At 39.1% G+C, this 15,213-nt stretch carries 13 protein-coding genes and 2 tRNA genes; 5 read left to right on the plus strand and 10 right to left on the minus strand.

Translation table 11 applies throughout. The annotated features are described in order from the left end of the window. The first annotated feature begins 73 nt into the window (after window positions 1-73). The 5 genes from J0M37_11855 (at window position 74) to J0M37_11875 (ending at window position 4,763) form a co-directional block, all read left to right on the plus strand. Window positions 74-147 (plus strand) — tRNA-Arg (locus J0M37_11855). Between the two features lie 11 nt (window positions 148-158). Next, window positions 159-235: transfer RNA gene (locus tag J0M37_11860), tRNA-His, on the plus strand. Between the two features lie 138 nt (window positions 236-373). Then, window positions 374-2,440 carry a protein translocase subunit SecD gene (gene secD, locus J0M37_11865; protein ID MBN8585780.1) on the plus strand — a complete coding sequence of 689 codons (2,067 nt, stop codon included), beginning with the start codon at window positions 374-376 and terminating at the stop codon, window positions 2,438-2,440. A 20-nt stretch (window positions 2,441-2,460) separates the two neighbouring features. Next, complete coding sequence (secF, locus tag J0M37_11870) at window positions 2,461-3,411, plus strand: protein translocase subunit SecF (protein MBN8585781.1); 951 nt, start codon at window positions 2,461-2,463, stop codon at window positions 3,409-3,411. An 80-nt stretch (window positions 3,412-3,491) separates the two neighbouring features. Beyond that, the gene (locus J0M37_11875) at window positions 3,492-4,763 is read left to right on the plus strand and encodes an adenylosuccinate synthase (protein ID MBN8585782.1); all 1,272 of its coding nucleotides are present in this window, start codon (window positions 3,492-3,494) and stop codon (window positions 4,761-4,763) included. A 71-nt stretch (window positions 4,764-4,834) separates the two neighbouring features. Here the strand turns inward: J0M37_11875 and J0M37_11880 are convergent, their stop codons facing one another. The 10 genes from J0M37_11880 to J0M37_11925 form a co-directional block, all read right to left on the minus strand. After that, on the minus strand, window positions 4,835-5,308 hold the full coding sequence (locus J0M37_11880; protein ID MBN8585783.1) for a hypothetical protein: 474 nt from the start codon (window positions 5,306-5,308) through the stop codon (window positions 4,835-4,837). Further along, complete coding sequence (locus J0M37_11885; protein ID MBN8585784.1) at window positions 5,308-7,038, minus strand: zinc-dependent metalloprotease; 1,731 nt, start codon at window positions 7,036-7,038, stop codon at window positions 5,308-5,310. The genes J0M37_11880 and J0M37_11885 overlap by 1 nt, the downstream gene beginning before the upstream one ends. A gap of 5 nt (window positions 7,039-7,043) precedes the next feature. Next, on the minus strand, window positions 7,044-7,511 hold the full coding sequence (locus J0M37_11890) for a hypothetical protein (GenBank protein MBN8585785.1): 468 nt from the start codon (window positions 7,509-7,511) through the stop codon (window positions 7,044-7,046). Between the two features lie 68 nt (window positions 7,512-7,579). Further along, on the minus strand, window positions 7,580-8,281 hold the full coding sequence (locus tag J0M37_11895) for a ubiquinone/menaquinone biosynthesis methyltransferase (GenBank protein ID MBN8585786.1): 702 nt from the start codon (window positions 8,279-8,281) through the stop codon (window positions 7,580-7,582). Continuing rightward, entirely contained in the window at window positions 8,281-9,504 is a 1,224-nt protein-coding gene (locus J0M37_11900; GenBank protein MBN8585787.1) for an ABC transporter permease, read from the minus strand. The genes J0M37_11895 and J0M37_11900 overlap by 1 nt, the downstream gene beginning before the upstream one ends. Before the next feature lie 19 nt (window positions 9,505-9,523). Next, window positions 9,524-10,616, minus strand: a protein-coding gene (prfB, locus tag J0M37_11905; GenBank protein MBN8585788.1) for a peptide chain release factor 2 whose coding sequence is annotated in 2 segments (ribosomal slippage) — window positions 9,524-10,546 and window positions 10,548-10,616 — 1,092 coding nt in all. Because the reading frame shifts where the segments join, the coding sequence is not laid out codon by codon here. Window positions 10,617-10,767: 151 nt separating this feature from the next. Beyond that, window positions 10,768-11,082 carry a hypothetical protein gene (locus tag J0M37_11910; protein MBN8585789.1) on the minus strand — a complete coding sequence of 105 codons (315 nt, stop codon included), beginning with the start codon at window positions 11,080-11,082 and terminating at the stop codon, window positions 10,768-10,770. Between the two features lie 248 nt (window positions 11,083-11,330). Next, window positions 11,331-12,260 (minus strand): tyrosine-type recombinase/integrase, encoded by a 930-nt coding sequence (locus J0M37_11915; GenBank protein ID MBN8585790.1) that lies wholly within the window; start codon window positions 12,258-12,260, stop codon window positions 11,331-11,333. A gap of 8 nt (window positions 12,261-12,268) precedes the next feature. After that, window positions 12,269-13,603 (minus strand): TldD/PmbA family protein, encoded by a 1,335-nt coding sequence (locus tag J0M37_11920; GenBank protein MBN8585791.1) that lies wholly within the window; start codon window positions 13,601-13,603, stop codon window positions 12,269-12,271. After that, window positions 13,600-15,195, minus strand: coding sequence for a TldD/PmbA family protein (locus J0M37_11925; GenBank protein MBN8585792.1), 1,596 nt, complete (start codon window positions 15,193-15,195; stop codon window positions 13,600-13,602). Before J0M37_11925 ends, J0M37_11920 begins: the two co-directional genes overlap by 4 nt. Window positions 15,196-15,213: the final 18 nt, after the last annotated feature.

Below are 15,213 nucleotides of genomic sequence, written 5' to 3' on the forward strand. Positions count from 1 at the left end.
ATTTCTTTTAATTTGCAGATTTTTTATATTTGTAACTTGTTATTGAAAAAATCATCAATTATTAAGATAATTTGCGCCCATAGCTCAATCGGATAGAGCGACAGCCTTCTAAGCTGTAGGTTTCAGGTTCGATTCCTGATGGGCGTACAAGTTTTATGGTGAGCGTAGTTCAGTTGGTTAGAACATCAGATTGTGGCTCTGAGGGTCGGGGGTTCGAATCCCCTCGCTCACCCCAAATTCCACTAAACAGCGCAGTGAATATAAACCAAACCCCCTGGTTAACTGCTATTTTTCATTGATTATTAAAGACTTTAAAATTATATTTGTTTCTTAGTATTTTTTAAGGGATTTCCAAAATTTACAGAGGATTAGTTTGAGAAAAAACAGGTTCAGAATTATTTTAACGTTACTTTTTATAGGTCTTTCCCTATACTTCCTGTATCCAACATATAAGGATTACCAGTTCAACAAAGATATTAAAAATCTGGCTAATGCACAGGATAGCGCTGCATTTTTTGATAAATACGGCACAGAATTATTAAAAGCCCGCGAAGACAGGATAAAGCTTGGTCTTGACCTTCAGGGCGGTATGTATGTCATCATGGAAGTTGATATTGCCAAGCTGTTAACTGACCTTGCAAAAAAGCAGGATGAAACACTTAAGCAGGTTCTTGCCGCTACCAGTGAGCAGACAAAAAATGCTGATGATGATTTTGTTGATATTTTTGAGCAAAAGCTTAAAGAAAAAGGACTATCATTAAAGGCATATTACGGCGAAATAAGGGATGAAGACGCTGCAATTAAATCAAACCTGAAATCAGAAGTTGAAAACGCTATTGATAGAGCTATTCAGGTTGTAAGGAACAGGATTGACCAGTATGGCGTTTCAGAACCGGTTATTCAGAAAAAAGGCTCAAGCAGGCTAGTTGTAGAGCTTCCCGGCGTTAGCAATATCGCTGAAGTAAGAAAGCTTCTGCAGGGTACTGCCCTGCTTGAATTCAAGCTCGTTATCGATCCGCAGATCGCTGTTAAAGTGATGGAAAAGATAAACACTTTCATGGCCGGCGGCAATCTTGATTCACTTATAAAAGCTGATTCATTAAGCAAGATAACTAAGGTTGATTCAGTTAAAAAAGATACAACCAAGCTAACCGATACAAAGATCAAAAAAGATTCTACGATTGTAAAAACTGCTGATACCACCAAAAAGGATATCACCAAAAAAGATACTACAAAAAAAGATACAAAGAAGGATACATCCAAAAAGATAACATCCAAGGATTCCATTAAGCCAACTGATTCAAACCTGACAGGCTTGACAGACAGCAACGGAAATCCGATCGATACAAACCAGCAGATGAGCGAAGAGGAGTTCAAGAAAAAGAACCCATGGTTCTACCTCGTTCGCCCGCAGCAGTACCAGGATGGCTCACTTGTATGGCTAGTCCGTGAAACTGATAAACCCAAAGTTCAGAAGCTGCTTGATAAAAAAGAGATACAGGATCTTATTCCAACAGATATAAGTTTTGCTTTCAGCAACCGCTCGGAATTTGTTGATGGCGGCGAAAAGATATTCCAGTTCTACATTCTTAAAAAAGTTCCTGAGCTCACAGGTGGTGTTGTAATAAACGCAAGATCGAATATTGATCCTACTAATAATACTCCCGTTGTTTACATGGAAATGAACAGCGATGGATCTGCTGACTGGGCAAGAATAACAGGCGCAAACATTAATAAACAGATTGCTATTGTTCTTGATAACGTTGTTTATTCTGCTCCCGTAGTTAGAAGCAAAATTACAGGCGGTAATTCACAGATCGAAGGTATGGCAAATATCCAGGAAGCAAAGCTTCTTGAGATCGTGCTTAAAGCCGGTGCGCTTCCAGCTCCCCTTTCAATTATTGAAGAAAGAACAGTCGGACCATCACTCGGTGAAGACTCAATTCAGAAAGGTTTATATTCATCTATCATAGCGCTGATACTTGTTGCTATATTTATGATAATATATTACCGCTTCGCAGGTAGTGTTGCTGATCTTGCTCTGGTGTTCAACATGTTCGTAATTCTGGGTATCATGGCAAGCTTCCATGCAACATTAACTCTGCCGGGTATCGCAGGTCTTATTCTCTCTATTGGTATGGCGGTGGATTCCAACGTTCTTATTTATGAGCGAATACGCGAAGAGCTAGCCGGAGGCAAGCCGATAAAAACGGCAATTGAAATTGGATATAAAAAAGCTTTTTCAGCTATTTTTGATGGTCACGTGACCTCAATTATAACGGCAATTATTCTTTATCAGTTCGGTACAGGTCCTATCCAGGGATTCGCTTTAACACTGCTTATCGGTTTGATAGCAAACCTCTTCACCGCTATTGTTATGACAAGAATAGTGTTTGATATTATGACTGATAAAGGTAAATCCACAATTAATTTCGGATAATTTAGAAAGAAAATTTTATAATGCAATTTTTTCATAGTACTAATATAGATTTTTTAAGCAAGAGAAAGATGTTCTATCTTGCTTCAACCGCGCTGATTGTGATAGGTATGGTAGCCTTTTTTGCAAAAGGACTTGTAATAGGTATCGATTTTGCAGGCGGTACAGAAGTGCTAGTCCGTTTCCAGAACAATGTTGAAATAAACAGCATCAGGTCTGCAATGGATGTTTCAGGTATAACCGGTGCGGAAATTAAAACACTGGGCAGCGATAGAGATATTCTTATCAGAACCGCTGAACCCGGCGAAGGCACAACAGTCAGCGACAGGATAAAGGAAAGCTTAACCAAAAATGTACAGGGTAATCCGTTTGAAGTATTAAGGATAGATAAAGTAGGACCCAAGATCGGAAAAGAGCTTACTACCTCTGCAATTTACGCTACAATATTTTCGCTGATCGCTATCCTTATATACCTCGCATTCAGGTTTGAATTCCTGTATGCACTAGGCTCTGTAGTTGCTTTGCTTCATGACGTATTAATGACACTTGGAATTGTTGCATTAACCGGGGCTTTGTTCCCTTCTATGAACCTGGAGCTAAATCAGGGTATGGTTGCCGCATTTTTAACACTTATCGGTTTTTCGGTAAATGATACAGTTGTTGTGTTTGACCGTATCAGGGAAAACATTAAGCTGTTTAAAAGCGAAAGCATATTCACAGTTATGAACAAAAGCTTGAATTACACTCTTAACAGAACAATTATCACAAACGGTACGGTATTTATTACTGTGCTTATTCTTTTGATATTCGGCGGTGAAGTTAACAGAAGCTTTGCCTATACATTTTTGATCGGTATTATTACCGGAACATATTCATCAATTTATGTTGCCGGCGCTTTTGTGGTTGATGCAAAAGGATACCTTGATAAAAAGAACAAACCTGCCGCAAGAACTGCTGCAGTAAGCAAAGCTTAATATATCAATTATTCAAAGCCCGGTATAACTGCCGGGCTTTACTTCCATTCTTCTGAAAATTTAACTCAAAAATAAATAGTATGCCTGCTGAGTCGGTTCTTGGTTTGCAATGGGGTGATGAAGGCAAAGGAAAGATAGTTGACCTTCTTGCCCAAAATGCTGATTATGTTGTCAGATATCACGGCGGGAATAATGCCGGTCATACAGTTGTAGTCGGTAATAAAAAACACTTTTTTCATCTTATACCCTGCGGAATTTTTCATAAAAACACAAAAGCTGTAATTGCAAACGGAGTTATCCTTGATCTTGAAGTATTGGTCAGGGAAATGGATATCCTGATCAAAGAAAAATTAAGCCTTAAGAACAAGCTTTATATTTCTCCCAGGTGCCATCTTATACTTCCATACCATAAACAGCTTGATGCGGCATATGAAAATGCAAGAGGAAAGAACAAGCTTGGCACTACCAAAAGAGGTATTGGACCTGCTTATTCTGATAAAGTAAGCTATAACGGTATCAGGGTTTATGACCTGGCTGACTGGAAAGACTTCACTGAAAAGTTTACCTTCCAGGCAAAGATAAAAAATAAGATTTTAAAAACATTTAATGTTAAGCCGGTTAATATTTCCGCTGAACTTCTTAAGCTGAAAAAGCTCCGCTCAAGAATTATGCCCTTTATAAAAGATACATTTGAGCTTTTAAATGATGCTGCCGCAAACAAGAAAAAGATATTATTTGAAGGCGCTCACGGCATAATGCTTGATCTAGACTGGTCACCCTACCCTTTTGCTACGGGTTCAAATACAGTGGTTGGCTCTGTTAATACCGGCTCAGGGCTGGCTTATAAAGAGCTTGGCAATGTAATTGGCATCGTAAAAGCCTTCACATCACGTGTTGGAGGCGGTCCGCTGCCTACAGAACTTCATGGCAGGCTTGCAGATGCTATCAGGGAGCGCGGCGGTGAATACGGCACAACTACAGGCCGTCCAAGGCGTATAGGCTGGCTCGATCTCGAAGCGGTCAGGTTTTCATGCCGTATAAATAATGTAAATGAGATCGTTATCACTAAGCTTGATATTTTAAGCGGGCTTCTGGAAATAAAGGTTTGTACAGGCTATACTCTGAACGGTAAAAAAGTACATTATTCTGATTGCGGTTATAAAGAGCTCGCAAAAGTTAAGCCTGTTTACAGAACTTTCCCCGGGTGGATGGAAGATGTTTCAGGCATCCGTAAATTCAGCAAGCTGCCCGCAGAATGCAGGAATTACCTGAATTTCATTGCAAAATATCTAGGGGTAAAAATTAAATTCGTAAGTGTTGGCGCTGAAAGAAATGCAAATGTGAAGCTGTAGAACAAAGTTTTTGTATAAAACAAAAGGCTCAGAAATATTTTCTGAGCCTTTTTAATTTAAACTAATTGGTGTTATTTTTTCAGATATACAGCTTTGAACAATCCGCCTTCATTATGTGTTCCGCGGAATGTTGAATAATGCCAGCCGCCTTCAAGGTTTTTGCTTTTTACAAATGCGTTAATAAATACATTAGCATCGGCAATTTTTGGATTTGTATTTATATTGATAAATTTTTTCTTATCGTTATAATATCCCTTCAATTCACCGCCTGTCATGGTAGAAAAGCCCTGGTATGAAGTATCTGCAGTGTTTTTAGTTATTGTATAGCTGCCGGTCACTTCGTAGTCATTTTCATCACCGGTGGCTTTCTGTTTTGTTATATTTACCACAGACATCTCACCTTCTACAAGGCTTGTGCCGGCGCTATCGGTAATTACATAGCTGTATTTACCGGTTTTCAGCGAAATTGATTTTTCGCTTTCACTGCCAGAGCACGCATTAAATATCAAAACAAAAGCGATTGAAAGTATTGTTATTATTTTCATTATTTTATCAGCACCATTTTTTTAATTTCTGAATAGACCGAATTATTTTCTCTGCTAACATCCAGTTTATAAAAATATACCCCTGATGAAAGATTATACATATTTGCATCAAGTGTATATGAAAATATACCGATCGGGTAATATTGCGAATTTATCAGCTGAGCTACTTCCCTGCCTGCAGCATCATATACCTTTAAATTTACAAACCCATCCTGCGGAAGCGCGAATTTGATGTTTGTTGATGGATTGAACGGATTCGGATAGTTCTGCAGCAGGTTAAAATCAAGCGGAGCTTCAGATGAATTCAGCGGGTTATCAATACATAAAGCCTGCTGGTACCTTAACCTGATAGTATCACCGGGTAACGGTCCGAAACCAAGATTAAAGTTAATAGCGCCGCCTACCGGTATATGGCAATAGCTCATTATTGTACCATTTGGATTTGGACGGGTTTGACTGAAACAGCTTCCCTGTTCAGCAGCTACACATGAATCAATAGCACCAATTCCGCCTCCGGGTAAAGATGGCCAAATACATGCCTGTGTATGTGATGAACCGAAATTGTGGCCGGTTTCATGAGCCATTACCTCAACTGTCCATGAATAAATAGGTACATTATTGTATGAATTTTCAAGCTCATTGAAAGCATATCTGCCTGACTGGCTGCCCGGTTCATAAGGCTGGCAGAGAACATTCACCCATGCAATTGCACCCTGAACAGGTGTTCTTGTTGAAAGCAGCTGCGCAAGATTACCGCCGCCCCTGATATCGTTTTTAATAGTACTTCCAAATGCATAAAGTATTTCTGCGGTCTGGCTGGTGCTGTATTGTCTGTACGGGTCAGCGCTTGTATAAACAAGCATTTCTGATGCCAGCTGCAGGCTTAATGATTCATTGTTATAAAGTACATTTACCTGGTTAAATACTGCTGTAACATAATTCACAACACTTTGTGAATTGCTGCCTTTATCCAGGTACATCTGGTAATCACAAACATAATACATCTTCACAGGGTTAACTGTTGAAGATGAATTCGGAGTCGGGTCAGGTTTTACATGGTTATTGTTATCCCTGTAATGTTTCCCGTAACCGTCTTCAGTGTGGCAGTTGAATTCGAATTTTTTTCTCAGGTCCCTGTCATTATAATAAATGTATTCATTGTTATCATTTTCCATTGCGCCAAGATTGTAATTACCGTCATTTGTTGATACAACGCCGATAATTTCATTTTCGAAAATACTTATAGCGGCAATTGAATTAGCCTCGTTTTTAATAATACCCTGGTAATAGAGTCCCTGTTTATATACTTCAGATTTTCCGTCTGATGTCATTATTTTAAAATCTGCAGGAATAAAATTTACCCTGCAAAGTTCAAGCTCAACATTCCCTTTGTTCGAAGGGATCACAAATGTAATATTTTGTGAGCCTTTTGAATTCAAATTACTGAGAGCAGCTCTATCCAGTGTGAAAAATGAAGCATCTTTCACCGCATTGTTTAATGCTGCTGAATTATCTTTTTCGCTCTTCTTAAGCAGGTTAACAGTTTCAAAGTTTGCTCCTGTTTTTCTGCTGTTTACAAGCTCATAAGCTGAGTTCTTGTGTTCTATCTTATTTTCAGATTGTTTAACCGTTTCTGTATTTTCAGGTGTGTTAAATGCCGTAAATGCAAAAACTATAACACACAGAAATATTGAAACGAAAATCAGGTTTAATTTATATGTTTTTTTCATGTGTTTTATTTTATTATTTCTGATGAATTATAGTTTGAAACGGTTTTGCCTTCTTTTTGATTTACATTATTTTTTTCGCTTATCGAATTGGAATAATACAGAATCCTGTTATTATTTACACCTGTTAAGACCAGCTGATTGCTTTGTGTAAATGAAAAATTATACTGGACACCAGAATCAGTATAAGTTAAAGTTGAACCTGATACGGTATAATTTCTTGTTATAGATGTTTGGTTCGGACAGGTTAATGTAGCTGACCCGCCTGAAGCGCTGGGGTAAACCACAACTTCCCCGGGGCATACATCAAGCGTAGTACCTGCATTATAAATGAAATACCAGGTACCAGAAAGATCACCCGTAGGTTGTGTGATCTGGTTTATAACATCTTCGCAGTCACTCCCAAGAAGCGGCAGTGAAAGCAGCATTATTACTGTAATAATGCGAAGTGCAACAACTTTGCTCATTTTTTTCATAAATTAGTTATTTAATTGCTGTAAATATAAGCAACGAATTGTTAATTCACAATAATTTATACAATTTATTACAATTTTTCTGCGAAGAGAGTATTTACGATACCGAGGAAATTATTTTTGGTTTTAAGGATCTTAAAGCCTTTGTTTTGCAGGATTGCGGAGTATTGCTGAATATTTATAAAATTATCCACTGATTCAAACAAATAGCTGTAGGCATAATCACTTCTTGAAAGTGTATTCCCTATCTTTGGAAGTACTTTTTCAAAATACAGCCTGAATGACCTGTTTGCGATATTTTGCTTTAACGGCTTGAACATTTCAATTGTAATGAATTTTGCACCGGGTTTTAAAACCCTGGAAATTTCACCAATACAATCAGGCAGGTTCTCAAAATTCCGCACGCCGAAGCCGATTCCGCAAAGATCAAAAAATTCATTTTTGAAAGGTAAACTGGCAGCCTCAGCTTTTACAGTTTGATTTATTTCTACAGGAAGCTTTTTTTTATCAATTTTCAGCATTTCCAGTGAAAGGTCTGCTGAAAATATTTTTTTTGGATTTAGTTTTAGGAATTCCATCCCAAGGTCACCGGACCCGGAGGCAAGATCAAGAATATTTTCGTAGTTTTGAGAGATTGAGGCTAGATATTTTACCGCGCTTTTGCGCCAGCGGTTATCCTGGTATCCGCTGAGAAGATGATTAAGTTTATCATATGTTGGAGAAATTTCATCGAACATTCCCCCAATAAATTCCTTATTTTTGGTGTATTTCATTATTTGAATCTGAGTGATGTAATGGGATTCAGCCTTGATGCCATGTACGAAGGAATTACTGTAACCAGGATACTTAGCAGTATTGCAATTAAAGTAATTACTATGCCTGTACCGTAATTAATTTCCAGCGGTACCGCTGACATATAGTAAATCTCAGGAATCTTAATTAGATCATACTTTAGCTGAAGGAAACATAGCCCGTAACCCAGAATATTTCCGGCAATGATGCCTGCAAGCGATATCAGCATTCCCTGCAGGAAAAATATCATGATAATATCAGTATTTTTAGCTCCCAATGATTTAAGTATTCCAATGGTTTCTGTCTTTTCAAGCACAAGCATCAGCAAAAATCCAATGATATTGATAGCTGCAACTATAATTATTAGCCCTAGAACTATTGGTATGGGTTCTTTTTGCAGCTCAACCCATGTAAAAAGGCCTTTGTATATCTGGAATACATTCCTCGCATTGTTGTTGGGGTAGTCAATTTGCGCTTTTATCTCATTGGTAACCCTGCGTATCTTATCGGTATTTGTAAGGAAAAGCTCAATACCCGTAACATACGGACCCATACTGAACAGCTTTTGCGCATCTTTTAACGATGTATACAACAAAACATCATCATATTCCTTTAATCCTGATTCATAAATCCCCACAACTTTAAATCCTTTTACTGTGGGTGTATTTGTCGGTGAAGGTATTCCTACAGTTGCCAGTATAAAAATTTTACTGTCAAGAGTAATTCCAAGCTTTCCGGCAAGCTTATTTCCTACGATTATTGTTGATAAGCTGGAATCAACTTCGCCCAAAATGCCGCTTCCTGAAATTATCTTCCTTTGCCTCGAAAAAACGCTGTCTTCGTTCCTAACCCCTTTTATTATAATACCTTCGGTCCGTTCCTTAAACTTTATTACTGCTTCTTTCTGTACGAACGGATGTGCATCTTTGACAAATAGGTTGTTTTCAGGGTCACGCATTTGCGCTATTACCCTGTTATAATCTGCAATTCCCTCTTTCTGAAACGAAGTTACCTGTATATGTGATGAAAGGGCTATCGTTTTTTCTGTAATTTCCTTCTCAAATCCGCTTAAGACCGAAACAGCTATGATAAGGGCTGCTACTCCTATGGCAATACCGGCAACAGATATTGTTGTGATAAAGGAAATAAAGCTTGATTCCTTTTTAGATCTTAAAAATCTGCCTGCAAGAAAAAAGTTTGCCAATTTGCCTTAAGTGTTATATTTAAAATTCCATTAAGTAGCTTTTTATAAACTCTTCAATATTGCCGTCCATTACACCCTGTGTGTTGCTCGTTTCATGATCTGTCCTGTGATCTTTAACCATATTATATGGATGGAAAACATATGACCTGATCTGGCTTCCCCATTCGATCTTTTTCTTTGACCCCTCTATTTTATCGATCTTAGCCTGTTCCTTCTCTTTTTCAAGCTGGTACAGCTTAGATTTCAGCATCTTCATGGCATTTGCCCTGTTCTGATGCTGAGAGCGCTCATTCTGGCACTGAACAACGATATTTGTCGGGATATGGGTTATCCTGATAGCTGTTTCAACCTTATTTACATTCTGCCCGCCGGCTCCGCCGCTTCTGTATGTATCAACCCTTATTTCAGCCGGATTAATTTCAATTTCAATATTATCATCAACAACCGGGTATACAAATACAGCGGCAAATGATGTGTGGCGCTTTTTATTTGCATCAAATGGTGATATCCTCACAAGCCTGTGCACGCCGTTTTCAGCTTTCAGGTAGCCGTAGGCATACTCACCGTGAACTTCGATTGTTGCGCTTTTAATACCTGCGCCGTCACCTTCAAGAAGGTCAACAATATCCGCTTTAAATCCCTGCTTTTCACAGTAACGCAGGTACATACGCATCAGCATTTGCGCCCAGTCCTGGGCTTCTGTGCCGCCTGCGCCGGAATTAATGGTTAATATAGCATCTCGCTTATCATCCTCATCCCTGAGCATATTCTTAAATTCAGCATTTTCCACAGCCAATGTGAATTTTTCAATATCTTTTTCTATTACATCTTCTAGTGTAGTATCTGATTCTTCTTCCGCAAGGGTAATTATGGATTCGATATCATTATATTTTTTATACAGATCATTCCAAAGGTCTATCCAGGTATTATTCCTGCTTATTTCCTGCAGCACCTTCTGTGCTTCTGTATTATCATCCCAAAAGCCTGTTTCCTGTGTTTTTTCCTGTAATGATGAGACTAATTTCTGCTTCTCATCAATTTCAAAGGAACCTCCTTAGGTTATCAACCCTTGTCTTAAGCTTTTTTAATTCTGATTTACTGTAATCGAACATGTTCCAAAATCCTGAACGCCAGTGAAGGATCTCACCAATAGACGTTATATTTTTGTTTTATAAATTAAGTTAATTACCTTATAAATATAATAGATAATTTATGGTATATGAATAATTTCTAACCGAATAAGACACTTCGCTTCGCTCAGTGTTAGTAGTCGATCTCCATCATCAGCAGCGCTGAAGCAAGTGTCTTGCCCTGAGCATCGTTTTTAAGCGATACTGTTCCCCCGCCGCCGAGCGTGTTATGCAGAATAAAGTTCAGCGCATTTATATTGGGAAGCTCATAACGCTCAACTTCACCCTCGCAAATGCCTGCAAAGTATTTTTTGACAGCTTCAGCGGTCACATTTTTCTTAATGAACTCGTAATCTTCCTTTTTATAGGCAATCAGACCCACATTAGCCGCATCGCCTTTATCTCCTGACCTGCCGTGGCAGATCTCTTTTAACTGTATTTTTGCCATAAATAATCTTAAAAGTAGTCGCAGCTTTTAAGCTGCGTTATAAATTTAACTAATTTGCGCAACCTGAAGGTTGCTACAAAAAAATATCGATTTCTACAAATTTAACAATAAATAGGGATTAATGAAATGTATTAGAAATAAAGGGGAAAACTAATGTTCTGCTGTGCGCTGAGCCCGCCTATGCTATGGAGTGGTAGTCGAAGCACGCAAAACCCTTCAACTCCGCTCAGGGCGACAACATATAAATTCTACCCCTTCGGATGCGCTTTCTGGTAGACCTTCTTAAGCCTGTCCACAGAAACATGAGTGTACACCTGTGTAGTGCTTAAGCTTGAATGGCCCAACAGGTCCTTAACCGCCCTGATATCCGCTCCGTGATCAAGTAAATGTGTAGCGAAAGAATGCCGCAGAACATGCGGTGATTTTTTCTTAAGCTCTGATATTCCTGAAATATATTTCGCTGTTATCCTGTTCATTAACGCGGGATAAAGCTTTTTCCCGTTCTTTGCATTGAAGATAACACCATTATCAAAATCAGTCCCCTTTTCATTAAAATATACTTCGCGCTTATCCAGGTATTCGGCGATTGCTCCAATTGCCACGGGACCCACCGGAATTATACGCTCCTTGCGTCCTTTACCTTTTACCCTGATTGTGAAATTATCCATATCCACTTTATCGATGGTCAGATTGATAAGCTCACTCAGCCTTATACCTGAGCTGTACAAAAGCTCAATAATTGCTTTATCACGTACGCCCCATATATCTTTTGAAAATGTATCAGAGTTCAGTAATCCGGTAAGTGATGTTTCTTCAAGCACTGTCGGCAATCCTTTTCCCAACTTAGGAAATACAAGATTGCGCGAAGGATTTTCGCTGTAATGCTTCTTACGGTTTAAAAATTTATAAAATGATTTAAGGGTCGATATTTTTCTGGAAATTGTGCGTTTGGAATACTTTAGCTCCCTGTTCATAACAAAAGCCGCGATAAAGCCTTTAAGCGTGGCTTCATCAATATATTTCAGCTCAATTTGCGGGCTGCTTTCTTCCAGTGATTTTGCAATAAAGCTGTAAAGATCATTCAGATCCTTTATATAATTCATAAGGGTATGTTTTGAATAATTCTTTTCGTTTATAAGGTAAGCTGAAAATTTATCAATTGCTTGAATTAAATTCATTGCCCGCTCTATATTGCGTCAGATAAACTGGAAAAATTGAAATTTGCAGCTTTGATTGCCGGCACAACTAACGGGTAATCGTCCGTTTCGCTGCCTACAGCTTTTTCCTGTGTTCCAAGCTCAATTATATTCTTAAAAATGTTCATTGGACTTTCATTGAACCTGAAATTCTTGACCGGACGTGTGATCTTTCCATCTTTAACTTCAAAAACACCGTCACGTGTCAACCCGGTAAATAACATAGTCCTGGGATCAACTGAACGGATATACCAGAACCTTGTAACAAGTATCGCATTATCTGATTCCGCTATAAGCTCATCAACTGTTTTAGTACCGCCCTGCATTATTACGTTGCCCGGGTAAGGCACAACCGGCTGGGAAGTTTTTTCTGCCCAGAACCTGTTACGGTGAAGGTTCAGTAATTTACCGTTTTCAAACCATGTGATCTTCTGCTGCGGCTCCCCGCTTCCTGAAAATGGCGATGTCGGTGCTACCGGGTCATTAGGGTCTGAATATATATTCAGCTTGCTATCTGCAATAGTTTCGCCAATAATTGTACCGCCGCCTTTTTTTGAAAAAAAACTTCTACCTTCATCTGCCCACCTGGAGCCCATATAATTCATGCAAAGGCTCAGCATATCGGCGGCTGCAGCATGTTCCAGTATTACAGTATACCTGCCCGGCTTTATCTCTGCCGGATTTACAGAGAGCTTTGACCTGCCTATAGCCCAGTCAGCAAGCGCTTTGTTATTAATTTTATTTACGTCAACGTAGTTCTTTTCAAACCTGCCGGAACCTGTTCCGTCATTGGTTCTTACTGTTGATGAAAGCTTGGCCATTGATGCACGGTTGTATGCAAAAAGTCCGTTTGAATTCATAATTGCGTATAATGAAACACCATCTTCCATGTAACCGGCTGATGTTACATCATTTTTAACCGATTCTTCTATTACATATGCTGCTTTATCCGATCTTTCAGAACCGCTCAGATCAGCAGTGCTTTCTGAATAATTTGTAGCGCTTACGTAGCTCTGCGGACCCAAAGGCGGCATGAATTCCTTGTTATCAGGTGATACCTTTGCAATATCCTCAGACCTTTTTACAGCTTCTTTAATTGAAGCGTCATCAAACTTATTGGTTGAAACCGAACCGGATTTTTTACCGAAGCTGCTGGTTATTGATACTGATAATCCGTCTGAAAAGCCGTTTGTAGAAATTGAATTTCTCGCAAAGCGGATATTATATGTGTTGTTCCCTTCCAGTGTAGCTGTAACTGATTCAGCTTTTGAGTGTGAAAGTACTTTTGTTAATAAATTCTTAGCTTCTGTTTCGCTGAGTATCAATTTCCTGCCTCCTTTGAAGTATTCAAAATATTTACCTGCCTGAACCTTGCCGGCGATGAGCCATGGCTTACAGGTGAAACCTGACCCGGTTCCCCTTTTCCGCAGAAAAATGAGCCGCCAAGTTTATATTCGGTCTCATCACAAATCGCGTCGCATGAATTCCACAGGTCAACTGTATTGCCCTGGTAAGCAACATCTTTCAGCATTCCTGCTATTTTGCCGTTCTTTATTTCCCAGAATTCCTGCCCGGTGAACTGGAAGTTATATCTCTGCATATCAATTGACCAGCTTCCGCTTCCTTTTATGAATATGCCGTCCTCTGTATCGGAAATAAGATCGCTAAGCGATAACTTTTTCTTTCCCGGCATCAGTGAAACGTTCGGCATCCTTTGTATTGGGAAGTGGTCCCAGCTATCAGCATAAGCGCAGCCGTTGGATGCGCCCTCACCTATGAATTTTGCCATTTCACGGGTGGTCTGGTAGCCCACAAATTTTCCGTCTTTAATAATATCCCATTCAGTTGTTTTAACACCGTCATCATCAAATCCGCGGGTTGCCAGACCGTCTTTCTGAGTCCTGTCACCTTTCATATTGATAAGCTCGCTGCCGTACTGCAGCTTATTAAGCTTATCGGGTGTCATAAAGCTTGTCCCTGCATAATTGGCTTCATAGCCCAGTGCCCTGTCAAGCTCTGTCGGGTGGCCGCATGATTCATGTATAGTTAACCATAGATGGTTGGAATCCAGGATAAGATCCCTTTTTGCGGGCTCAACTGATTTTGCTTTATGCTTCATCTTGGTATGCTCAACTGCTTCTTCCAGATCCTTCATATAATCATATTCTTCAACATATTCATAACCTTTACCAATCGGTACTGTGAATGAATCCCTGGATTCAAAATTTCCTGTTTCTTTATCCACAACCGTAATTTCAAACGCAGACCATATCCTGTTGAGGTCCTGTTTAATATATGAACCTTCCGATGATGCGAAGTATTTCCATTCATTTACAGCCCATATGAATGAATTGCAGAAATCAGCCCCAAGGTTTTTTGCTTTTTCATTAATACCAAAAAGGAAATTTACTTTATCATCAATTGTAACTTCAAACGGATTCTTTTTTATAGGGGTTGACCATGTTTCATTATATACCCCTGTTGGGACAAGCTCAACCTTATTTCTCTGTATGCGTTTATTAGCCTTAGCTGTTTCACATGCAATTTTAGTTATCCTGATGGCTTCATCTTTGCTGAAAGTGCTGCTAGCGGCAAATCCCCATGTGCCGTCAATTATCACTCTTACGGCAAAGCCAAAATTTTCGTTATCTCTTATTGACTGAATTACCTGCTCGCGAGTTGATACGTTCTGCGACCTGAAATTACTCAGCCTGAAATCTGAATAAGAAGCACCGCTTTTTGAAGCGGTGAATATTACGGAATCTGCGACCTTCTTAATATAATCATCAGTATATATTCTATGCCTCGGCATAGTAATATTATCGGTAGAGCCCAATACATTACCCCCTATGGAATTAGCAAAAACTGCTCCGGGCAAAGCCATAGAGCAGCATTTAATAAAATTTCGTCTTTTCATTAATTGTTTTTAAAGAAT

This window comes from Ignavibacteria bacterium, from assembly GCA_017303675.1.
Taxonomy (GTDB): Bacteria; Bacteroidota; Ignavibacteria; order Tepidaquicellales; family OLB5; genus OLB5.

What these genes read in the sequence shown, in the direction of transcription:
- secF (MBN8585781.1), top strand. Translation starts at nt 2,461, where the DNA reads ATGCAATTTTTTCATAGTACTAATATAGATTTTTTAAGCAAGAGAAAG.
- J0M37_11885 (MBN8585784.1), bottom strand. Translation starts at nt 7,038, where the DNA reads ATGAAAAAAACATATAAATTAAACCTGATTTTCGTTTCAATATTTCTG.
- J0M37_11890 (MBN8585785.1), bottom strand. Translation starts at nt 7,511, where the DNA reads ATGAAAAAAATGAGCAAAGTTGTTGCACTTCGCATTATTACAGTAATA.
- J0M37_11875 (MBN8585782.1), top strand. Translation starts at nt 3,492, where the DNA reads ATGCCTGCTGAGTCGGTTCTTGGTTTGCAATGGGGTGATGAAGGCAAA.
- J0M37_11925 (MBN8585792.1), bottom strand. Translation starts at nt 15,195, where the DNA reads ATGAAAAGACGAAATTTTATTAAATGCTGCTCTATGGCTTTGCCCGGA.
- J0M37_11915 (MBN8585790.1), bottom strand. Translation starts at nt 12,260, where the DNA reads ATGAATTTAATTCAAGCAATTGATAAATTTTCAGCTTACCTTATAAAC.
- J0M37_11895 (MBN8585786.1), bottom strand. Translation starts at nt 8,281, where the DNA reads ATGAAATACACCAAAAATAAGGAATTTATTGGGGGAATGTTCGATGAA.
- J0M37_11910 (MBN8585789.1), bottom strand. Translation starts at nt 11,082, where the DNA reads ATGGCAAAAATACAGTTAAAAGAGATCTGCCACGGCAGGTCAGGAGAT.
- J0M37_11880 (MBN8585783.1), bottom strand. Translation starts at nt 5,308, where the DNA reads ATGAAAATAATAACAATACTTTCAATCGCTTTTGTTTTGATATTTAAT.